Below are 18,438 nucleotides of genomic sequence, written 5' to 3'. Positions count from 1 at the left end.
AACTCGCTGCCGCATCCCGGACAAAGTGTCTTTTGATCAAGCTTTTTGCTTGAGCCTCCCTTACCCGGCGTGCCAATGTCCGCCATCAAATCATATGAGGGAGATCAGACGATGGACGTTCGCGCCGCAGTCGCCGTTCAAGCCGGCAAGCCGCTTGAGGTCATGACAGTTCAGCTTGAAGGACCACGCGCCGGAGAGGTGCTGGTCGAGGTGAAGGCGACGGGCATCTGCCATACCGATGATTTCACTCTGTCGGGCGCCGATCCGGAAGGCCTCTTCCCGGCAATTCTCGGTCACGAAGGTGCAGGCATCGTCGTCGATGTCGGCCCCGGCGTCACCTCGGTGAAGAAGGGCGATCACGTCATTCCGCTCTACACGCCGGAATGCCGCGAGTGCTATTCCTGCCTGTCGCGCAAGACCAACCTCTGCACATCGATCCGCGCGACGCAGGGCCAGGGCCTGATGCCCGACGGCACCTCGCGCTTCTCGATCGGCAAGGACAAGATCCACCACTACATGGGCTGCTCCACCTTCTCGAACTTCACCGTTCTGCCGGAGATCGCGCTCGCCAAGGTCAACCCCGACGCCCCCTTCGACAAGATCTGCTACATCGGCTGCGGCGTCACCACAGGCATCGGCGCTGTCATAAACACCGCCAAGGTTGAGATCGGCTCGACGGCGATCGTCTTCGGTCTCGGCGGCATCGGCCTGAACGTGCTGCAGGGCCTGCGCCTTGCCGGCGCCGATATGATCATCGGCGTCGATATCAACCCCGACCGCAAGGAATGGGGTGAAAAGTTCGGCATGACGCATTTCGTCAATCCGAAGGAAGTCGGCGACGACATCGTGCCCTATCTCGTCAACCTGACGAAGCGCAACGGCGACCTGATCGGCGGCGCCGATTACACGTTCGATTGCACCGGCAATACCAAGGTCATGCGTCAGGCGCTCGAATCATCGCATCGCGGCTGGGGTAAGTCTGTTATCATCGGCGTTGCCGGCGCCGGCCAGGAAATCTCGACGCGTCCGTTCCAGCTGGTCACCGGCCGCAACTGGATGGGCACGGCCTTTGGCGGCGCGCGCGGCCGCACCGACGTGCCGAAGATCGTCGATTGGTACATGCAGGGCAAGATCCAGATCGACCCGATGATCACCCACACGATGCCGCTCGAAGACATCAACAAGGGCTTCGAGCTGATGCACAAGGGCGAAAGCATCCGGGGCGTCGTGGTCTACTGAGGAGAGTGATGCGGAATGCGGTTCGACGTTGAAATCGCCTGCGGCTTTGTCGCAAATCGATCCTGATTTGGGAGCCGTGGGCAGCTGAGGAGGAGAAGCTGAACATGGCAAACCAGGTATCGATACACCCGCTGCTCGATGGCGGGGTGAAGAAGGGTCAGGCGAATTTCAACGGCGGAACGCTTGTCTGCGCCTGTACGGACAAGCCCGTGAAGGTGGCGGTCAAGGGCACGGTACTGCACAACCATGCCTGTGGCTGCAGCAAGTGCTGGAAGCCCAAGGGCGCCGCATTCTCGATCGTGGCAGTGGCGGCGCATGAGAATGTCTCGGTTCTGGAGAATGGCGACAAGCTTCACGTCGTCGATCCCGAAGCGCTGATCCAGCGCCATGCCTGCAAGCAGTGCGGCGTTCACATGTACGGACCAGTGGAGCGCGATCACGCGTTCAAGGGGCTGGATTTCGTTCATCCCGAACGTTTCCAGGAAAGCGGCTGGCCTGAACCGGGCTTTGCGGCCTTCGTCTCCTCGATCATTGAAACCGGCACGCCGCCTTCAGCGATGGCGGGCGTGCGGGGCAAGTTCAGGGAGATCGGCCTGGAGACCTACGACTGCCTCAATCCGACGCTGATGGACGTCATTGCCACCTGGGTGGCAAAGAAGGCCGGCACACTGAAAGAAGCCTGACATCTTGAACCGATGGCAGCCGCCGGACTATGAGAGCCGAAAGAAAGAACGCTACGCGGTAACGCGTGGCGTTCCAGCAAGAACAGATTGAACTTTATGATCTATGTCGATGCAGACGCCTGCCCGGTCAAACCGGAAATCCTGAAGGTTGCCGAGCGCCTCGGCATCGAGGTCACCTTCGTCGCCAACTCGGGCCTGCGTCCGTCGCGCGATCCGATGGTGAAGAACGTCATCGTATCCAATGCGTTCGACGCGGCTGACAACTGGATCGCGGAGCATGCAGGTCAAGGTGACGTCGTCGTCACCGCCGATGTGCCGCTTGCCGTGCGCTGTGTCGCAACCGGCGCGCTCGTCAGCGGCCCGACCGGACGCGTCTTCGACGACACCAATATCGGTATGGCGAGCGCCATGCGCGATCTCGGCGCCCATCTTCGCGAGACCGGCGAGAGCAAGGGCTACAACGCCGCCTTCAGCCCCAAGGACCGCTCACGGTTCCTGGAAACATTCGATCGCCTCTGCCGGCGCGCCAAGGCCGCCAGCTCCAATACGGATAGTCAGCCATGAACATCATTTCCCAGGCAACCGCTTTCGGCGGCATGCAGGGCGTCTTCAGCCACGCTTCGGAAGCTTGCAAGTGCGACATGACCTTTGCGGTCTTTGTGCCGCCGAAGGCGATCAAGGAGCCCTGCCCGGTGCTCTGGTATCTCTCCGGCCTCACCTGCACCCATGCAAACGTCATGGAGAAGGGCGAATACCGGCGCATGGCTGCAGAACTTGGCCTGATCATCGTTTGCCCCGACACCAGCCCGCGCGGCAATGACGTTGCCGACGAGCTGACCAATTGGCAGATGGGCAAGGGCGCCGGCTTCTATCTCGACGCAACGGAATCGCCCTGGACCGAGCACTATCAGATGTACACCTACATCACCGAAGAGCTCCCTGCCCTGATCGCCGAACAATTCCGGGCCGACATGAGCCGTCAGGGCATCTTCGGCCATTCGATGGGCGGTCACGGTGCGATGACGATCGCGCTGAAGAACCCGGAGCGTTTTAAGAGCTGCTCGGCCTTCGCGCCGATCGTCGAACCTTCGACAGCCGACTGGTCGGCACCTGCGCTCGGAAAATATCTCGGCACGGATGAGACCAAGTGGCGCCAGTATGACGCCTGCGCGCTGGTAAGCGATGGCGCACGGTTCCCGGAGTTCCTGATCGATCAGGGCAAGGCCGACGGCTTCCTGGAAAAGGGCCTGCGCCCCTGGCTGTTCGAAGAGGCGATCAAAGGCACGGACATCGGTCTGACGCTCCGCATGCACGAGCGCTACGACCACTCCTACTACTTCATCTCGACCTTCATGGACGACCATTTGAAGTGGCATGCCGAGCGGCTTGGGTAAGGCGCAAGAAACGGGTGGCATGGCAGCTATGCCAATTCCTACCTTGAACTCGGCCGTTACTCCGCGCATATAGAAATCAACGCAGACGACTGCGGCGTCCGATCCCTCGGGCGCAAATGTCGCGGGGACGGCCTCGCTCTTGAAAAGGAGAGTGAGATGGCCTGGTTCCTGCTGTTTCTAGCCGGACTTTTTGAATGTGGTTGGGCGATCGGTCTGAAATACACCGATGGCTTCACCAAACCCATGCCGACGATTTTCACCGTTATCTCGATGGTGATCAGCGTCGTGCTTCTGGGGCTGGCGGTAAAGACGCTACCGATCGGCACCGCTTACGCGATCTGGACCGGCATCGGCACGGTCGGCACGGTCCTTCTCGGCATCTGGCTGCTTGGCGATCCCGCGACCGCATCGCGCCTCGCCTGCATCGCACTGATCGTTGCAGGCATCGCGGGGCTGAAGCTCACCGCATGAGATAAAAACGCCGCAGGCCAAGACCCGCGGCGTCTTCTTTAGGCGTTGCGCTTGTCCACCGACAGCGCGCCAGCTCCGGCGAAAACCAGGAACAGGAAGATGAAGCAGAACAGGATCGCTTCGCCGCCGCCGTTGACCGCCGGGTAGAAGCCGCGCGGGAAATGCGCCATGAAATAGGCGATCGCCATCTCACCGGACAGCAGGAAGGCAACCGGGCGCGTCAGGAAGCCGACGAGAACGAGCAGACCACCGATAACCTCAAGCAATGCGGCAACGAGGAAAAGCGGCGGCAGCGAACCACCCTCGCCTTGCGGGATGGGAAAAGCGAAAAGCTTCATCGTGCCATGCTCGATAAAAAGCAAAGCGGTGAAAATTCTGAGCGCAGCCAGCGCGAAGGGTTGGTAGGCGTTCAGGCGATCAAAAATACCAGACATAAACTCTCCTTTTAGGGGCGCAAGAGCGTTAGCGCGTCGCCATTCCCAAGAAAAATCACGGAATGCCAACGTCTATTCACTTCTTCGACAGTGCGTAAACAGCTGAAAGGACAGTTTTATTCGCTCATAACGGAATGTTGTCATGCTTCTTCCAGGGATTGGAGAGATCCTTGTTGCGTAGCATCTTCAATCCGCGCGCCAGACGGCGGCGCGTCGAGTGCGGCATGATCACCTCGTCTATGTAACCGCGCTCGGCGGCAACGAAAGGCGACAGGAACCGGTCCTCGTACATTTTCGTATGCGCCGCGATCTTCTCGGGATCGGCAATATCCTTGCGGAAGATGATCTCGACCGCGCCTTTGGCTCCCATGACGGCGATCTGTGCCGTCGGCCAGGCGTAATTGAGGTCGCCGCGCAAATGCTTCGACGCCATCACGTCATAAGCGCCGCCGAAAGCCTTGCGGGTGATCACCGTCAACTTCGGAACCGTCGCTTCGGCATACGCAAACAGCAGCTTTGCGCCATGCTTGATCAGGCCACCATATTCCTGCGCCGTCCCAGGCAGGAATCCCGGTACATCGACAAAGGTCACCAGCGGAATGTTGAAGCAATCGCAGAAGCGCACGAAACGCGCCGCCTTGCGCGATGCATCGCTATCGAGCACGCCCGCCAGCACCATCGGCTGGTTGGCCACGAAACCGACCGTAGAGCCCTCTATGCGCCCGAAGCCGCAGACGATGTTCTTGGCGAAGCTCGACTGGATCTCGAAGAAATCGCCCTCATCGGCGACCTTCAGGATCAGTTCCTTGATGTCATAGGGCTTGTTGGCGTTGGCGGGCACAAGCGTATCGAGCGACTCGTCCACCTCTGTCACCGGCTGGTAACATTCGATTTCCGGGATCGGCGATGTGTTTGACAAGGGCAGGAAATCGATCAGGCGGCGCACCTGCAGCAGCGTATCGACATCGTTGTCATAGGCGCCGTCGGCAATCGACGACCGCGTCGTATGCACGGAGGCGCCGCCGAGCTCTTCGGCCGTCACCGTCTCATTGGTCACAGTCTTGACGACGTCGGGCCCGGTCACGAACATGTAGGACGTATCACGCACCATGAAGATGAAATCGGTCATAGCCGGCGAATAGACGTCGCCACCAGCACAAGGCCCCATGATCACTGATATCTGCGGGATGACGCCCGATGCCAGCACGTTGCGCTGGAACACTTCCGCATAGCCGCCGAGCGCCGCGACGCCCTCCTGGATGCGCGCACCGCCTGCATCATAGATACCGATGACGGGCGCGCGGTTCTTCAGCGCCATGTCCTGAACCTTCATGATCTTCTCGGCATGCGCTTCCGAAAGCGAGCCGCCGAAGACCGTGAAATCCTTGGCGAAGACGAAGACGGTACGACCGTTGACCGTGCCCCAGCCGGTGACGACACCGTCGCCGGCAAAGCGGGTCTTCTCCATGCCGAAATCGGTGGAACGGTGCTCGACGAACATGTCGAATTCTTCGAAGGAATCTTCATCGAGGATCAGGTCGATCCGCTCGCGGGCCGTGAGCTTGCCACGCTTGTGCTGCGCATCGATGCGCGCCTGCCCGCCGCCAAGCCGCGCTTCGTCGCGCCGGCGCTCAAGCTCCTCGAGAATTTCCTTCATGAAAACTCCTCCTGCCGCCAGCGCGGCATTGATCAGCCGCGCCCGGCCGTCAGCTTGAATGCCGAGCGAAGCCGCGCGGCAATATCTTCTGCGAGAATCTGATCGGCCATCGCAGGATCGTTGGCGAAGCTCGACACGTCGAAAGCCGAGACGCCGATCACCGACCCGTCGTCGACAGAGGCAGCATCGGCGGTAATCTTCGCGACGTTGCGGTTGTTGTCGAACCCCTGCCCCTTGGTGACGGAAACGATGCGGATCGTCAGCACGACGCGCGGATAGACGTCGGTGCGGACCGTGGCATTGATGGCGGCATTGACGCGGTCGCTGATGCCTGAAAGCAGAGGCCCGGCGATCCCGGGGCCACCGAGAACCACAGCACTTCTGACGTCATATACAGGGGCTGGCGGCTCGCTGGAACCCATGCCGGCACAGCCGGTTAAGGCAGCGCAGATGATCGCTATCTGGCAAAAACACAACCGCAGCCACTTCATTGAAAAACCCTGCACCCATCCCCACTCAGGAGTCGCAGAGTTCGTCATTATGGCGGTCAAAGCAATATGTTTCAGGCCCTTAGCGCCAAAAAAACATCCGCCGACGCCTTGAAGTCCTCGAAGCGCTTGGCGCGACGCTCTTCGGCTTCCTCGTCGCTGCCCCAATGCTCGATCGTCCAGTCCTCGTCGAGATGCGCAAGCGACCAGGCTTCGTCCATCGTCAGGTGCCGCTCGGCAAAAGCCAGCGCCAGGATTGCCGATCCGGTCAGCGTCGTCATCGTATGCAACGCGGCAAGCGCCAGCGCGCTATTATGGCGGCGAAGCGTCACGCCGAAAGCCGCGATGGCGTCACGCGGCTGCTCATGATGGATCACGCCCTCGATCAGCAGGAAGCGCGCACCGAGATCGCCGGCCGCCCAGTCGAGCACCGGATCCCAGCGCTCGGCCTGGCGCTGCACTAGCAGCTCCGGCTGGTCGGCGCGGTAGCAGAGAAGATCGCTGGAGGAAAAGCGCACAATATCGTCGAACACCGCCTGTGTGTCGGTCGCCACGCCGTCGAGCGCCGTGTTCACCAGCCGCGTCACAGGCATGGTCGCCGGATCGATTACCTCCGCCTGCGCCTGCCATTCGGCAGAGAGCAGATCGGCAAGCAGCTTGGTCGGCACGGCAAGGATCTGTTTGGCAGGCGTGCGGACGGGCCGGCCGTCGAGCAGGATCGCAAATCCGGCATCCTGCTCGGCAACGGAAACCTCCTTGTAGAAGCGTTTCGGCAGCGGCTTCTTCATCTGGATCTGCGCGCGGCGGATCGGATCGGGATGGCTGAGGCCTTCGGAAAGGTCGTTCAACAGGTCGCGCATGGCGTCACCTCATAAATGGTCGAGCACGTCGTTCGGATGATGGGCGATCGCATCGGCACCTGCAGCAATCAGCTCATCGACACTGGCATATCCCCAGGATACGCCGATCGCCTTGGCACCGGCGGCCTTCGCCATCTGCATGTCGTAAATCGCATCGCCGATGACAACGGTATCGGCAGGGTTCATGCCGGTTTCGTCACAGCATTCCGTCACCATGGCCGGATGCGGCTTGGACGGGCAATCGTCGGCAGTCCGTGAAACGATGAAGTGTGGCGCAAAGCCATGGATTTCAAGAACGCTGACAAGGCCACGCCGGGACTTGCCGGTCACGGCACCGATCAGGATGTCGTCGCGCGCCGCAAGCGCTGCAATGACAGTCTTGATACCGTCGAACAACGGCACGTCCATGCCGGGTTCGCCGCGCACATCCATGTAGATTTTCTTGTAGTGCGCGGTCATTGCCACTGCCTCGTCATCGACATGCGGTTTGCCCTGCATCCGGGCAATGGCGATATCGAGCGTCAGACCGATGATCGACTTGGTGCTTTCGATCGCAGGCCGCGGATGGCCGAAGGCCACGAAGGTCCGGGCCATGACTTCATGGATCAGCGCAGCACTGTCGACAAGCGTGCCGTCGCAATCGAACAGGGCGAGCTTCATTCGTAGTCTTCCCGATCCGCCTCTGCGAGGTCGAGGCCGAGCAGGTTCCAGGTCTGCACCATATGCGGGGGCAGCGGCGCGGTGACCCGCAGACGGCCGCCATTCGGATGAGGAACGTCGATCTTGCGCGCATGCAGATGCAGCTTCTTCTGCACGCCGCCGGGGAAATCCCAGTTATGGTCGTCGTCGAAATATTTGGGGTCGCCGATGATCGGGTGGCCGATGTGCAGCGCGTGCACACGCAACTGGTGCGTACGCCCCGTATAGGGCTCCATCTCCAGCCAGGCGAGGTTCTGCGCTGCCGTTTCGCGCACCTTGTAGTAGGAGATCGCGTGGTCCGCCCCCTCCTCGCCGTGCTTGCAGACCCGCATGCGGTCACCGTCCGGCGTCTGCTCCTTGACGAGCCAGGTCGAAATCTTGTCCTCGTGCTTGCGCGGTACGCCCTTCACCAGCGACCAGTAGGTCTTTTTGGTGTCGCGCTCGCGAAACGCCGCCGTCAGCTTTTGCGCCGCGCCGCGGGTGCGGGCAATCACCAGCACGCCCGAAGTGTCGCGGTCGAGCCGATGCACCAGCCGCGGCTTCTCGCCCTTCGGGCTGGTCCACGCCTCGAGCATCTTGTCGATATTGCGCGTTACGCCCGATCCGCCCTGCACAGCAAGGCCGGCCGGCTTGTTGAGCACGATCACCTTGTCGTCCTCGTGCAGCACCATACGCTGCAGCAATTCGTAATCGCCACTATGCTTCAGATCATGGCCGGCAATCGGGGTGTTTTTCTTGGCATCGACATCAATCGGCGGAACGCGCACCACCTGGCCGGGCTGCACCCGCGCGTCGGTCTTGACGCGGCCGCCATCGACACGCACCTGGCCGGAGCGCAGGAGCTTCTGGAGAGGACCGAAGCCCAGGCCCGGAAAATGGATCTTGAACCAGCGATCGAGCCGCATGCCCGCCTCGTCCGGTTCGACGGTGATATGTTCAATGCCAGCCATGAAAGTACTTTCGGAAAGAGTTGCCGGCGCCAAGCGCGGCCTTTGCCGGTGGCTTTAGAGCATTTTTGTCGAAAACGGAAACCCGAATCTCAGATCAGCGCCCGCATCAGCGCAAGACCGGCGACAACGGCGGCCATCGAGAGACCGACGCTGGCAGCGATATAGACACCGCCGAGCACGGCTTCACCACGCTCGAAAAGCGAAATTGCGTCCAGTGAAAAGGCTGAGAACGTCGTGAACCCGCCGAGGAAGCCGGTGACCAGCAAGAGCCGCAGCTCTACCGACGCATTGAAACGGCGGGCGATCATCTCGGCAAACACGCCGATGACGAAACATCCGGCAACGTTGACGATCAGCGTGCCCCACGGAAAGTTGGGACCCCACAGTCTGAGCGACCACTGGCCGACGAAATAACGCAGCAGAGAGCCGAGAGCGCCACCGGCGGCAACGAGAAAAGCCTGGAACATGGCCCTGTTTAGCGCAGCAGAAGAGCATTTCCAATCGTTTCCCGGTAATTCCGGCAGATCGGTAAAATGCGAGTATTTTCCTTAGCCGGGAGCCAACGCCACACCGGTATCGTCGAAAGCATGACACAGGTCGTGACCATATCGGCAAGCACTGCGGCTGCCGCCTTCGACTCGTTGCGGATCGCTCCGCGCGTTCCGGCAAGCATGGCCGCGAAGGATGCCCGCAGGATTGCCGAGCGCCAGCTGCGTGGCGTCGAAGCGGCCGACGAACATGAAGAAATGCCGAACATCATCCAGTCGACGGAAGTGGCGCTGGACCTGATGACCAAGGGCAACAAGCAGCCGCAGGCAGGCCTGCAGCACGCGCTTAAATCCTACGAAGACTTCTAACTTCTGTCCCCGGAAGGCAGAAAGGCCCGCGGTCTGTGACGCGGGCCTTTTTGTTGATTGCCTTGACGGGCGTGTTACTTGCCTTGCGCCGAGAGCACCTTCAGCGTCACATCGACCTTGCCCGCCTTTTCGAATGTCAGCGTCACCGGAACTGTGTCACCCTGCTTGAAGGGCGCAGTGACCTTCTGGAACATCAGATGCAGGGCGCCGGGCTCGAGCTTGACGGTTCCGCCCGCAGGAATGGCGATGCCACCCTTCAGCTCGCGCATCTTCATGACATTGTTCTCGGTCTTCATCTCGTGCATCTGCACCTCGCCGGCATTTGGCGACGTGATGGCGACAAGCGTATCATCGTTCTTGCCGTTGTTCTTGACCGTGAAGAAGCCACCGCCGACAGGTTGGCCCGGAAGCATCGCCTTGGCAAAGGCGCCGGATATTTCGAGATCGCCGATCTTCGCCTCGTCGCCCGCGGGCGCCGCCATGGCCATTCCGGCCATACCGCTCATGTCCATGCCCGCCATGTCGTCGTGGCCATGGCCGTGACCGCTGCCCTCGACCACCTTCAGCACCGGCGCCGGGCTCTTCAGCTTGTGCGGATCGCTGCCATCGGCGGCGATCTGATCCCAGGCCTCGACGGTATCGCCGCAGAGCTGGGTGACCGGGAAGGCCAGCGACGCCCCAGCCTCGATGCCCGATACCTTCCCCTGGATCACGAAGGTGTCGTAGAAATCGTCGGAGAGATTGCCGCCCTTCCAGCGGATCTCGATCGCGCCCGACTTCACCGGCGTACCGTGATTGTCGTAGCTCCTCTTGTAGTCGCCCTTGATGACCTCGAGCTCCCAGCCGGCCTTCGGCTGCGGCTTGGCGAAGACAAAGCCTTCCGGCAGCTTCACCTGCACTTCATTCGTCGGCTTGCCGTCGCAGCCATGCGGGACCTGCAGCGTTGCCAGGATGGTGGCTTCCTGCGGCGCCTCGGCGTCGAGAAAGGTCACATGGGCGCTGGCGGCCGTCGCGGCAAAGGAAAGAGCAGCGGCAAGGCCAAGGGTTTGAACGGTTTTCATCTGATGTCTCCTCGCCGTCATCCGCATCGTCTTGGCGGTCTCCGGCATCATATTGCATTTCGGTTCGGGTTGGAGATCAGGCCAGAACCGGTGGCCCCCGCGATTTCGGCTGCGTCACGGCGCGAAGCGACAGGGCCGCGATGTCGCTCGTCAGGCCGTTCTCGAACGAGGCAAAATCGAGCTTCAGCCATGCGGCAGCATCCGGCGCGGGCAGGATCACCGAGACAGCGAGGCGGCAGACGTCGCAATTCGGCCCCATCGGAATCCGCTTGCCTTCGTCATCCTTGACGGTGACGCAGAGCGAGGCGAAGGAACCGTCAGGCAGGGTATATTCGGCAGCGTTGTAAAGCGGGTCGGCGCCGAGTTGCGGCAGCTGGTGCCCAAGGCCGAGCAAAAGCAGGCTCAGCGCGCAGATCATGCGCGTCAGCATCCCGGCTTTCCGGCTCCGTGCAGTCATCCAATCCCCTCACCGCTGCTGTCGCGATTAATCACTTTATTGGCGAAAAGCAAAAGCCGATTTGCCGCAGAATGCAATTCGCGCCGGGGCGGCGCGACAAAAATTTGCTCGGTGGCGACATTCCCCTCTTGCCAAGCACCCGTTCCGCCCGATAATTGCCGCAACCTTGTTGGGAGAAGCTGGTTTGCAAGAACCAGTGCCGAAGGAGCAACCGCCCCGGAAACTCTCAGGCAAAAGGACCACAAGGGGCAGACGGAACTCTGGAGAGAGGCGTTCTCGAAACGCTCGCCGAAGGGATAACAATCTCAGGCGCAAGGACAGAGGGGGCTCGATAACGAGGCGTAACTGCGCCTTCATTTGAGCCCGCGCATGGACTTCCACGCGCAACGACCGGAGGCGTCATTGGACGATACTGCTGCCCTCAAGAAAACCCCGCTTCATGCGCTGCATCTGTCGCTCGGCGCCCGCATGGTTCCTTTCGCAGGCTACGACATGCCGGTGCAATATCCGGCCGGCGTCATGAAGGAACATCTGCAGACCCGCCAGGCTGCCGGCGTCTTCGACGTTTCGCATATGGGCCAGGTCATCGTGAAGGCGAAGACCGGCAAGTATGAGGATGCAGCCCTCGCGCTCGAAAGCCTCGTACCCGTGGACATTCTCGGTCTCGCCGAGGGACGCCAGCGCTATGGCTTCTTCACCGACGACAATGGCGGCATCCTCGACGATTTGATGATCACCCATCTCGACGACCACCTGTTCGTCGTCGTCAACGCCGCCTGCAAGGACGAAGACGTCGCGCATATGCAGAAACATATCGGCGACCGCTGCGACATCACCGTGCTCGACCGCGCGCTCGTTGCGCTGCAGGGACCGCGCGCCGTCGATGTGCTCGCCGAACTCTGGGCCGATGTCGCCGCCATGAAATTCATGGACGTGCGCCACTGCCGCCTGCACGACGTTTCCTGTCTCGTCTCCCGTTCGGGCTATTCCGGCGAGGACGGCTTCGAAATCTCCATTCCCGCCGACAAGGCCGAGGATGTCACCAAGCGGTTGCTTGAGCATCCCGATGTCGAGGCAATCGGCCTCGGCGCCCGTGACTCGCTCCGCCTCGAGGCCGGTCTCTGCCTTTATGGCAACGACATCGACACGACGACGACGCCTGTCGAAGCGGCCTTGGAATGGGGCATGCAGAAGGCCCGCAAGACCGGTGGCGCCCGCGCCGGCGGTTTCCCGGGTTCTGCCCGCATTCTCTCCGAACTCAACAACGGCGCCACACGCCGCCGCGTTGGCTTGAAGCCCGAGGGCAAGGCGCCGGTGCGCGGCCATGCCAAGCTCTACGCCGATGCAGAAGGCAAGACCGAGATCGGTGAAGTCACGTCCGGTGGCTTTGGCCCGAGCGTCGAGGGACCCGTTGCCATGGGCTACGTGCCCGTCTCGCACGCGGCTGCCGGAACCGAAATCTACGCTGAAGTGCGCGGCAAGTATCTGCCGATCACCGTCAGCGCCCTGCCCTTCATCACGCCGACCTACAAACGCTGAACCTTTTCAAGAGAGGACCTTTCCATGCTGAAATTTACCGAAGAACACGAATGGCTGAAGATCGAAGGCGGCGTTGCAACGGTTGGCATCACCAATTACGCGGTCGACCAGCTCGGCGACCTGGTTTTCGTCGAACTGCCTGAAGTCGGCGCAAGCTTTGGCAAGAATGACAATGCCGCGACCGTCGAATCCGTGAAGGCTGCTTCCGACGTCTATTGTCCGCTTGATGGCGAAATCACCGAAGTGAACCCGGCCATCGTTGCCGATCCGTCGCTGGTCAATTCCGATCCGCAGGGTGCCGGCTGGTTCTTCAAGCTGAAGCTTGCCAATGCCGCTGACGCCGATGGCCTGCTCGACGAGGCGGCCTACAAGGAGCTCACCGCGTAATGACGACGCCGACGGAATTCCAGTTTACCGACTACCAGCCCTATGACTTCGCAAACCGCCGTCATATCGGACCGTCTCCGGCCGAAATGACCGATATGCTGAAGGTCATCGGCTATAACAGCCTTGACGGGCTGATCGATGCGACCGTGCCGCCCTCCATCCGCCAGAAGGCGCCGCTCGCCTGGGGCGCGCCGATGACGGAACGCGAGGCGCTCGACAAGCTGCGCGAGACCGCCAACAAGAACAAGGTTCTGACCTCGCTGATCGGCCAAGGCTATTACGGCACGATCACGCCGCCGGTCATCCAGCGCAACATCCTCGAAAACCCCGCCTGGTACACGGCCTACACGCCCTACCAGCCGGAAATTTCGCAGGGCCGCCTTGAAGCGCTTCTGAACTACCAGACGATGATCTGTGACCTGACAGGTCTCGACGTCGCCAACGCATCGCTGCTCGACGAAGCGACGGCTGCTGCCGAAGGCATGGCGATGGCCGAGCGCGTCTCGAAGTCGAAGGCCAAGGCCTTCTTCGTCGATGCCGCCTGCCATCCGCAGACGATCGAGCTGATCAAGACTCGCGCCGAGCCGCTCGGCTGGAGCGTTATTGTCGGCAACCCGTTCACTGATCTCGACCCCGTCGATGTCTTCGGCGCAATCTTCCAGTATCCGGGCACCCATGGCCACGTCCATGATTTCACCGGCCTGATTTCCCGCCTGCACCAGACCGGCGCCATCGCCGTCGTTGCCGCCGATATCCTGGCGCTCACGCTGCTCAAGTCTCCGGGCGAAATGGGCGCCGATATTGCCATCGGCAATTCGCAGCGCTTCGGCGTTCCGGTCGGTTACGGCGGTCCGCATGCGGCCTATATGTCGGTCAAGGACGCACACAAGCGTTCGATGCCCGGCCGCCTCGTCGGCGTCTCCGTCGACGCCCGCGGCAACCGCGCCTACCGCCTGTCGCTGCAGACCCGCGAACAGCATATCCGCCGCGAAAAGGCGACGTCGAACATCTGCACCGCGCAAGTGCTGCTCGCCGTCATGGCCTCGATGTATGCCGTCTTCCACGGCCCCAAGGGCATCAAGGCGATCGCCCAGCAGGTCCACCAGAAGGCCGTGCTGATGGCCAAGGGTCTCGAGAAGCTCGGCTACACGATCGAGCCCGAAACCTTCTTCGACACGATCACCGTCGATGTCGGCCACATGCAGGGTGTCATCCTGCGCTCGGCTGTTGCCGAGGGTGTGAACCTGCGCAAGGTCGGCGCCACCAAGATCGGCATGAGCCTTGACGAGCGCACCCGCCCGGCAACGCTGGAAGCCGTCTGGCGCGCCTTCGGCGGCAACTTTGCCGTTGCCGAATTCGAGCCGAGCTATCGCCTGCCGAAGGGTCTCGCCCGCACCAGCGAATACCTGACGCATCCCATCTTCCACATGAACCGCGCCGAAAGCGAGATGACCCGCTATATCCGCCGGCTCTCCGACCGCGATCTGGCGCTCGACCGCTCGATGATCCCGCTCGGCTCCTGCACGATGAAGCTGAACGCCACGGCGGAAATGCTGCCGATCACCTGGCCGGAATTCTCGGATATCCATCCTTATGTCCCGGCGGACCAGGCGCTTGGCTATCGCGAGATGATCGACGACCTGATCGAAAAGCTCTGCGCCGTCACCGGCTATGACGCCTTCTCGATGCAGCCGAACTCCGGTGCCCAGGGCGAATATGCGGGCCTGCTGACGATCCGCAACTACCATATCGCCAATGGCAATGGTCACCGCGACGTCTGCCTGATCCCGACTTCGGCGCATGGCACCAACCCGGCTTCGGCCCAGATGGTCGGCATGAAGGTCGTGGTCGTCAAGGTTCGCGAAAACGGCGATATCGACCTCGACGATTTCCGCGCCAAGGCCGAGCAGCATTCGGAAAACCTCTCCTGCTGCATGATCACCTATCCCTCGACGCATGGCGTATTCGAGGAAACGGTGAAGGAAATCTGCGACCTCGTGCACAAGCACGGCGGCCAGGTCTATCTCGACGGCGCCAACATGAACGCCATGGTCGGCCTGTCCCGCCCAGGTGACATCGGCTCCGACGTCTCGCACCTCAACCTGCACAAGACCTTCTGCATTCCCCATGGCGGCGGCGGTCCCGGCATGGGCCCGATTGGCGTCAAGTCGCATCTGGCGCCCTTCCTTCCGGGTCACCCGGAAAGCGACGGCCGCCCGGGCGCGGTCTCCGCGGCAGCTTTCGGTTCGGCATCGATCCTGCCGATCTCCTGGAGCTACTGCCTCATGATGGGGGGCGAAGGCCTGACGCAGGCAACCAAGGTGGCGATCCTCAACGCCAACTACATCGCAGCCCGGCTGAAGGGCGCTTACGACGTGCTCTACAAGTCCGAAGCCGGCCGCGTGGCGCATGAGTGCATCATCGACACCCGCCCGCTGGTCGACAGCTGCGGCGTGACGGTCGACGATGTCGCCAAGCGCCTGATCGACTGCGGCTTCCACGCCCCGACCATGAGCTGGCCGGTTGCCGGCACGCTGATGATCGAGCCGACGGAATCGGAAACCAAGGCCGAACTCGACCGCTTCTGCGAAGCCATGCTGGCGATCCGCCAGGAAGCCCGCGATATCGAGGAAGGCCGTTCCGACAAGGCGAACAACCCGCTGAAGAACGCCCCGCACACGGTCGAAGACCTGGTCGGCGAATGGGATCGCCCCTATTCGCGCGAACAGGCCTGCTTCCCGCCCGGCGCCTTCCGCGTCGACAAATACTGGTCACCGGTCAACCGCGTCGACAACGTCTTCGGCGACCGCAACCTGATCTGCACCTGCCCGCCGCTCGAAGACTACGCCGAAGCGGCCGAATAAGGTCTGAACAACTGGAGCGCCCGGCTTGGTCCGGGCGTTTTCTTTTCTTGAAAGCTTGTGAGCAGCCCGAGTGAAAGCTAAGGGTCTCCCACTTTCAGGCAATCACAGGTGACACCGCCATGGCAAAATCCGACGACGATCTCACGCAGGTGCCTTGGGCTAAACCCGTGCAGCTCGCGCTTGAAGAGCCAGGCGTCTACGTAACAATCAACACGACACAGGCCGCCTCCTGGGCGATGATCGAGGACTGGCCGACGGAAGACGGCCCGGCGCTCGACAAGGCGTTGCTGATCTGCGCCGATGTCATCAAGGGAAAGCGGACCAACGAGGACGCCCGGCAGGCATTCATAGCCGCGGCTGTGGAAGCAGGCATCGATATCCAGAAGTGAACTACGCTCAGGGCACCCTGCCGCGGCAGACCCAGGCGATGTTGGCAAAGGAACGCGGGCCGTCGGGCCGCCCGGCTTCATAGGCATCACGTACTGCCGCATCGGCCTGCGCCCTCTCCGCGCCGCCGAGCTTGCCCATGAATGCGCCGAGCGGCCCTTCCCCCGCGGCAATCGGTTTCCAGTAGTCCTCGAAAGTCTCGTAATCCATGCGGACAAGCAGCTGCGTCTCCTGGACATCGAAAAGACCGCTATCGATGAAGGCCTGCTTCATCTCGCCGGGTTGCATCATCGGCTGAAAGCAATAGCGGGCGCGCAACTGCCGCCCGCCTTCACTGAGCGCCGCCACGGTATCGATCATCATCCGCATGCCCGGCATGCCGCCGAGATGATCCCAGACCGCCGCCGCAACCACGCCACCCGGGCGCACGACCCGCCGCATTTCGGAAATTGCCTTCGGCGCTTCCGGAACGAAATGCAGCACGAGCAGGGCCAGCGCCCGGTCGAAACTCTTCGCCTCGAAAGGCAGCGCACAGGCATCCGCCTGCCGCACCGTAATGCGCGGATCGTTGTTGTGACGGATCACCTCGTCGATGAATATCTGCGAAAAGTCGATTGCCTCGATCGCGCCGACATTAACGGTTTCTAACAGCGAGAAGGTAAGGCTTCCTGTGCCGCAGCCGACATCGAGCACCCGATCGCCATCCTCGACACCTGAAAACGCAATGAATGACGGCGCGAGCTTGCGGCTCCAGCGGCCCATCAGCTGCTCGTATCCATCCGCCTTGTGAACATTGAAGCTTGAAGACATCGCCGCCTCCACCATCAGGCCGCATCGTACTCCCCGGTCGCAACGACGCCAAGTGCGGACCGCTCAGCCAGCATTCACGACCTGCACCAGTTCGACACAGATCGTGCATCCAGCTGCGGCCACCGTTAACGAAACGCGTTCAGCATTCACTAAGCTCCGGCTGCTATAGGACAGTGACGGGACGCGTGGGGAATACCGGCCGATGAACATCTCAAGCATCATGAATACTGCATCGTCGGGCATGCGGGCGCAGACCAACCGCTTCGCCGCCGCTGCCAACAATGTCGCGAACTTGAGCACCCCGGGCTACAGCCGTGTCGACCCCGCAACGCTCACCACGGATGAAGGCCAGCCGGCCGATCTCGCCTCCGAGATGACCGACATGATGCAGGCGACGCAGGCTTACAAGGCAAACGCCGTGGTTTTCGAAACCGGAGCCGACATCTGGCAGTGGCTGGCCACCATCAAGCGCGACTGAATTACCCGAGAAGATTGATCGCGGCATAGCCAAGCACGGCAATGCCAAAGCCAATGATCAGCCAGCCGGAAATGCGGCGGATCAGCAGCGTCACGTCGCTGGAAATCCTGTCTCTGGCGAGATTGACCGCCGCACTCAGCGCCACCCACCACGCCATCGCCCCGAAGAAGACGCCGATGACGATCGCTGCCGTCTCCGTGACCGTATTGCCGTCAACAAGCCCGAGGCCCGCGAACAACCCGCCGAAGGATAGCAGCGCCCCCGGATTGGAGATTGCCAGCAGAAAGGTCGAGGCGATCAGACGGAAGAGATTACCGGCGCCCACTTCCCGCGCTGTAGCCGGCGGCGTCACCAGGTCGCGGATGCCGAGGAAGAGAAGCAGCACGCCGCCGACGGCAGCGATCATCAGCGAATAGGTATCGACGACGTCGGAGACCATCGCGAGACCCGCAGCGGCAACCAGCGCGTAGATGGAATCTCCGAGTGCCGCCCCGATGCCGATCGCAGCCCCCGATGCAAAGCCGCGGTTCAGGCTGCGGTCGATGCAAAGCGTCGCGATCGGGCCTGGCGGTATCGTGATCACGAGACCGAGCAGAGCGCCTTTGGCAAAGAGCAGAAGCAGCGTTTCGATGATCATGCCTGAGAGATGTTACGCCGCCGCGATCGGACAACTGCAAAACAAAAAGCCGCCATCGCTGGCGGCCTGTCGGTGGCCATGAGACC

22 protein-coding genes and 1 riboswitch are annotated in these 18,438 nt (G+C 61.6%); of the genes, 11 read left to right on the top strand and 11 right to left on the bottom strand.

Features of this window, described 5'->3' with window-relative positions:
* The first annotated feature begins 111 nt into the window (after positions 1-111).
* The 5 genes from AC1DIJ_RS17275 (at position 112) to sugE (ending at position 3,787) form a co-directional block, all read left to right on the top strand.
* Entirely contained in the window at positions 112-1,239 is a 1,128-nt protein-coding gene (locus AC1DIJ_RS17275) for an S-(hydroxymethyl)glutathione dehydrogenase/class III alcohol dehydrogenase (RefSeq protein ID WP_112387313.1), read from the top strand.
* Positions 1,240-1,343: 104 nt separating this feature from the next.
* Positions 1,344-1,922: an S-(hydroxymethyl)glutathione synthase gene (gfa, locus tag AC1DIJ_RS17270; RefSeq protein WP_112387312.1), complete on the top strand. Its 579-nt coding sequence runs from the start codon at positions 1,344-1,346 to the stop codon at positions 1,920-1,922.
* 96 nt (positions 1,923-2,018) lie between these two features.
* Complete coding sequence (locus AC1DIJ_RS17265) at positions 2,019-2,486, top strand: YaiI/YqxD family protein (RefSeq protein WP_112387311.1); 468 nt, start codon at positions 2,019-2,021, stop codon at positions 2,484-2,486.
* Positions 2,483-3,316, top strand: coding sequence for an S-formylglutathione hydrolase (gene fghA, locus AC1DIJ_RS17260; RefSeq protein ID WP_112387310.1), 834 nt, complete (start codon positions 2,483-2,485; stop codon positions 3,314-3,316). Before AC1DIJ_RS17265 ends, fghA begins: the two co-directional genes overlap by 4 nt.
* 156 nt (positions 3,317-3,472) lie before the next feature.
* A complete protein-coding gene (gene sugE / locus AC1DIJ_RS17255) occupies positions 3,473-3,787 on the top strand; it encodes a quaternary ammonium compound efflux SMR transporter SugE (RefSeq protein ID WP_112387309.1) in 315 nt (104 codons plus the stop codon).
* Positions 3,788-3,825: 38 nt separating this feature from the next.
* Here the strand turns inward: sugE and AC1DIJ_RS17250 are convergent, their stop codons facing one another.
* The 7 genes from AC1DIJ_RS17250 to crcB all read right to left on the bottom strand — a co-directional run bounded on the left by AC1DIJ_RS17250 (position 3,826) and on the right by crcB (position 9,342).
* On the bottom strand, positions 3,826-4,221 hold the full coding sequence (locus tag AC1DIJ_RS17250; protein WP_112387308.1) for a DoxX family protein: 396 nt from the start codon (positions 4,219-4,221) through the stop codon (positions 3,826-3,828).
* A 124-nt stretch (positions 4,222-4,345) separates the two neighbouring features.
* Positions 4,346-5,878 carry an acyl-CoA carboxylase subunit beta gene (locus AC1DIJ_RS17245; protein WP_112387307.1) on the bottom strand — a complete coding sequence of 511 codons (1,533 nt, stop codon included), beginning with the start codon at positions 5,876-5,878 and terminating at the stop codon, positions 4,346-4,348.
* Positions 5,879-5,910: 32 nt separating this feature from the next.
* Positions 5,911-6,369, bottom strand: a complete 459-nt coding sequence (locus AC1DIJ_RS17240; RefSeq protein WP_112387306.1) for a hypothetical protein — start codon at positions 6,367-6,369, stop codon at positions 5,911-5,913.
* A 71-nt stretch (positions 6,370-6,440) separates the two neighbouring features.
* Positions 6,441-7,226 (bottom strand): ATP12 family chaperone protein, encoded by a 786-nt coding sequence (locus AC1DIJ_RS17235; RefSeq protein ID WP_112387305.1) that lies wholly within the window; start codon positions 7,224-7,226, stop codon positions 6,441-6,443.
* Positions 7,227-7,235: 9 nt separating this feature from the next.
* Positions 7,236-7,886 (bottom strand): HAD-IA family hydrolase, encoded by a 651-nt coding sequence (locus tag AC1DIJ_RS17230; protein WP_112387304.1) that lies wholly within the window; start codon positions 7,884-7,886, stop codon positions 7,236-7,238.
* A complete protein-coding gene (locus tag AC1DIJ_RS17225; RefSeq protein ID WP_112387303.1) occupies positions 7,883-8,875 on the bottom strand; it encodes an RluA family pseudouridine synthase in 993 nt (330 codons plus the stop codon). Before AC1DIJ_RS17225 ends, AC1DIJ_RS17230 begins: the two co-directional genes overlap by 4 nt.
* Before the next feature lie 89 nt (positions 8,876-8,964).
* Positions 8,965-9,342 (bottom strand): fluoride efflux transporter CrcB, encoded by a 378-nt coding sequence (gene crcB, locus AC1DIJ_RS17220; RefSeq protein ID WP_112387302.1) that lies wholly within the window; start codon positions 9,340-9,342, stop codon positions 8,965-8,967.
* Positions 9,343-9,462: 120 nt separating this feature from the next.
* Here crcB and AC1DIJ_RS17215 point away from each other — a divergent pair, with 120 nt between their 5' ends.
* Positions 9,463-9,732 (top strand): hypothetical protein, encoded by a 270-nt coding sequence (locus tag AC1DIJ_RS17215; RefSeq protein WP_112387301.1) that lies wholly within the window; start codon positions 9,463-9,465, stop codon positions 9,730-9,732.
* Between the two features lie 74 nt (positions 9,733-9,806).
* Here the strand turns inward: AC1DIJ_RS17215 and AC1DIJ_RS17210 are convergent, their stop codons facing one another.
* Together AC1DIJ_RS17210 and AC1DIJ_RS17205 are read right to left on the bottom strand one after the other, a co-directional pair.
* Positions 9,807-10,793, bottom strand: a complete 987-nt coding sequence (locus AC1DIJ_RS17210; protein ID WP_112387489.1) for a copper chaperone PCu(A)C domain-containing protein — start codon at positions 10,791-10,793, stop codon at positions 9,807-9,809.
* 76 nt (positions 10,794-10,869) lie between these two features.
* Positions 10,870-11,250, bottom strand: coding sequence for a hypothetical protein (locus AC1DIJ_RS17205; RefSeq protein ID WP_112387300.1), 381 nt, complete (start codon positions 11,248-11,250; stop codon positions 10,870-10,872).
* Positions 11,251-11,409: 159 nt separating this feature from the next.
* Positions 11,410-11,502, top strand: a riboswitch (glycine riboswitch).
* Positions 11,503-11,652: 150 nt separating this feature from the next.
* Here AC1DIJ_RS17205 and gcvT point away from each other — a divergent pair.
* The 4 genes from gcvT to AC1DIJ_RS17185 all read left to right on the top strand — a co-directional run bounded on the left by gcvT (position 11,653) and on the right by AC1DIJ_RS17185 (position 16,429).
* Positions 11,653-12,789, top strand: coding sequence for a glycine cleavage system aminomethyltransferase GcvT (gene gcvT, locus AC1DIJ_RS17200; RefSeq protein ID WP_112387299.1), 1,137 nt, complete (start codon positions 11,653-11,655; stop codon positions 12,787-12,789).
* A 24-nt stretch (positions 12,790-12,813) separates the two neighbouring features.
* Positions 12,814-13,176, top strand: a complete 363-nt coding sequence (gcvH, locus tag AC1DIJ_RS17195; protein WP_112387298.1) for a glycine cleavage system protein GcvH — start codon at positions 12,814-12,816, stop codon at positions 13,174-13,176.
* Positions 13,176-16,040, top strand: a complete 2,865-nt coding sequence (gene gcvP, locus AC1DIJ_RS17190) for an aminomethyl-transferring glycine dehydrogenase (protein ID WP_112387297.1) — start codon at positions 13,176-13,178, stop codon at positions 16,038-16,040. Before gcvH ends, gcvP begins: the two co-directional genes overlap by 1 nt.
* Positions 16,041-16,159: 119 nt before the next feature.
* A complete protein-coding gene (locus AC1DIJ_RS17185; RefSeq protein WP_112387296.1) occupies positions 16,160-16,429 on the top strand; it encodes a DUF982 domain-containing protein in 270 nt (89 codons plus the stop codon).
* A 7-nt stretch (positions 16,430-16,436) separates the two neighbouring features.
* Here the strand turns inward: AC1DIJ_RS17185 and AC1DIJ_RS17180 are convergent, their stop codons facing one another.
* Positions 16,437-17,237 (bottom strand): class I SAM-dependent methyltransferase, encoded by an 801-nt coding sequence (locus AC1DIJ_RS17180; RefSeq protein ID WP_112387488.1) that lies wholly within the window; start codon positions 17,235-17,237, stop codon positions 16,437-16,439.
* A gap of 202 nt (positions 17,238-17,439) precedes the next feature.
* On the opposite strand from AC1DIJ_RS17180, the gene AC1DIJ_RS17175 reads away from it, so the two are divergent.
* Entirely contained in the window at positions 17,440-17,715 is a 276-nt protein-coding gene (locus AC1DIJ_RS17175; RefSeq protein ID WP_112387295.1) for a flagellar basal body protein, read from the top strand.
* 1 nt (position 17,716) lies between these two features.
* Here AC1DIJ_RS17175 and AC1DIJ_RS17170 read toward each other — a convergent pair whose 3' ends face one another.
* Entirely contained in the window at positions 17,717-18,352 is a 636-nt protein-coding gene (locus tag AC1DIJ_RS17170; protein ID WP_477831489.1) for a LysE family translocator, read from the bottom strand.
* Between the last annotated feature and the right edge of the window lie 86 nt (positions 18,353-18,438).

It is taken from the genome of Rhizobium sp. 10N427 (genome assembly GCF_056394605.1).
The sequence above is the reverse complement of the archived record's forward strand: the minus strand, read 5'-3'. Positions and strand labels throughout refer to the sequence as shown.

Coding starts and splice junctions, on each gene's coding strand:
- AC1DIJ_RS17275 (WP_112387313.1), top strand. CDS start 112: ATGGACGTTCGCGCCGCAGTCGCCGTTCAAGCCGGCAAGCCGCTTGAG.
- gfa (WP_112387312.1), top strand. CDS start 1,344: ATGGCAAACCAGGTATCGATACACCCGCTGCTCGATGGCGGGGTGAAG.
- AC1DIJ_RS17265 (WP_112387311.1), top strand. CDS start 2,019: ATGATCTATGTCGATGCAGACGCCTGCCCGGTCAAACCGGAAATCCTG.
- fghA (WP_112387310.1), top strand. CDS start 2,483: ATGAACATCATTTCCCAGGCAACCGCTTTCGGCGGCATGCAGGGCGTC.
- sugE (WP_112387309.1), top strand. CDS start 3,473: ATGGCCTGGTTCCTGCTGTTTCTAGCCGGACTTTTTGAATGTGGTTGG.
- AC1DIJ_RS17250 (WP_112387308.1), bottom strand. CDS start 4,221: ATGTCTGGTATTTTTGATCGCCTGAACGCCTACCAACCCTTCGCGCTG.
- AC1DIJ_RS17245 (WP_112387307.1), bottom strand. CDS start 5,878: ATGAAGGAAATTCTCGAGGAGCTTGAGCGCCGGCGCGACGAAGCGCGG.
- AC1DIJ_RS17240 (WP_112387306.1), bottom strand. CDS start 6,369: ATGAAGTGGCTGCGGTTGTGTTTTTGCCAGATAGCGATCATCTGCGCT.
- AC1DIJ_RS17235 (WP_112387305.1), bottom strand. CDS start 7,226: ATGCGCGACCTGTTGAACGACCTTTCCGAAGGCCTCAGCCATCCCGAT.
- AC1DIJ_RS17230 (WP_112387304.1), bottom strand. CDS start 7,886: ATGAAGCTCGCCCTGTTCGATTGCGACGGCACGCTTGTCGACAGTGCT.
- AC1DIJ_RS17225 (WP_112387303.1), bottom strand. CDS start 8,875: ATGGCTGGCATTGAACATATCACCGTCGAACCGGACGAGGCGGGCATG.
- crcB (WP_112387302.1), bottom strand. CDS start 9,342: ATGTTCCAGGCTTTTCTCGTTGCCGCCGGTGGCGCTCTCGGCTCTCTG.
- AC1DIJ_RS17215 (WP_112387301.1), top strand. CDS start 9,463: ATGACACAGGTCGTGACCATATCGGCAAGCACTGCGGCTGCCGCCTTC.
- AC1DIJ_RS17210 (WP_112387489.1), bottom strand. CDS start 10,793: ATGAAAACCGTTCAAACCCTTGGCCTTGCCGCTGCTCTTTCCTTTGCC.
- AC1DIJ_RS17205 (WP_112387300.1), bottom strand. CDS start 11,250: ATGACTGCACGGAGCCGGAAAGCCGGGATGCTGACGCGCATGATCTGC.
- gcvH (WP_112387298.1), top strand. CDS start 12,814: ATGCTGAAATTTACCGAAGAACACGAATGGCTGAAGATCGAAGGCGGC.
- gcvP (WP_112387297.1), top strand. CDS start 13,176: ATGACGACGCCGACGGAATTCCAGTTTACCGACTACCAGCCCTATGAC.
- AC1DIJ_RS17185 (WP_112387296.1), top strand. CDS start 16,160: ATGGCAAAATCCGACGACGATCTCACGCAGGTGCCTTGGGCTAAACCC.
- AC1DIJ_RS17180 (WP_112387488.1), bottom strand. CDS start 17,237: ATGTCTTCAAGCTTCAATGTTCACAAGGCGGATGGATACGAGCAGCTG.
- AC1DIJ_RS17175 (WP_112387295.1), top strand. CDS start 17,440: ATGAACATCTCAAGCATCATGAATACTGCATCGTCGGGCATGCGGGCG.
- AC1DIJ_RS17170 (WP_477831489.1), bottom strand. CDS start 18,352: ATGATCATCGAAACGCTGCTTCTGCTCTTTGCCAAAGGCGCTCTGCTC.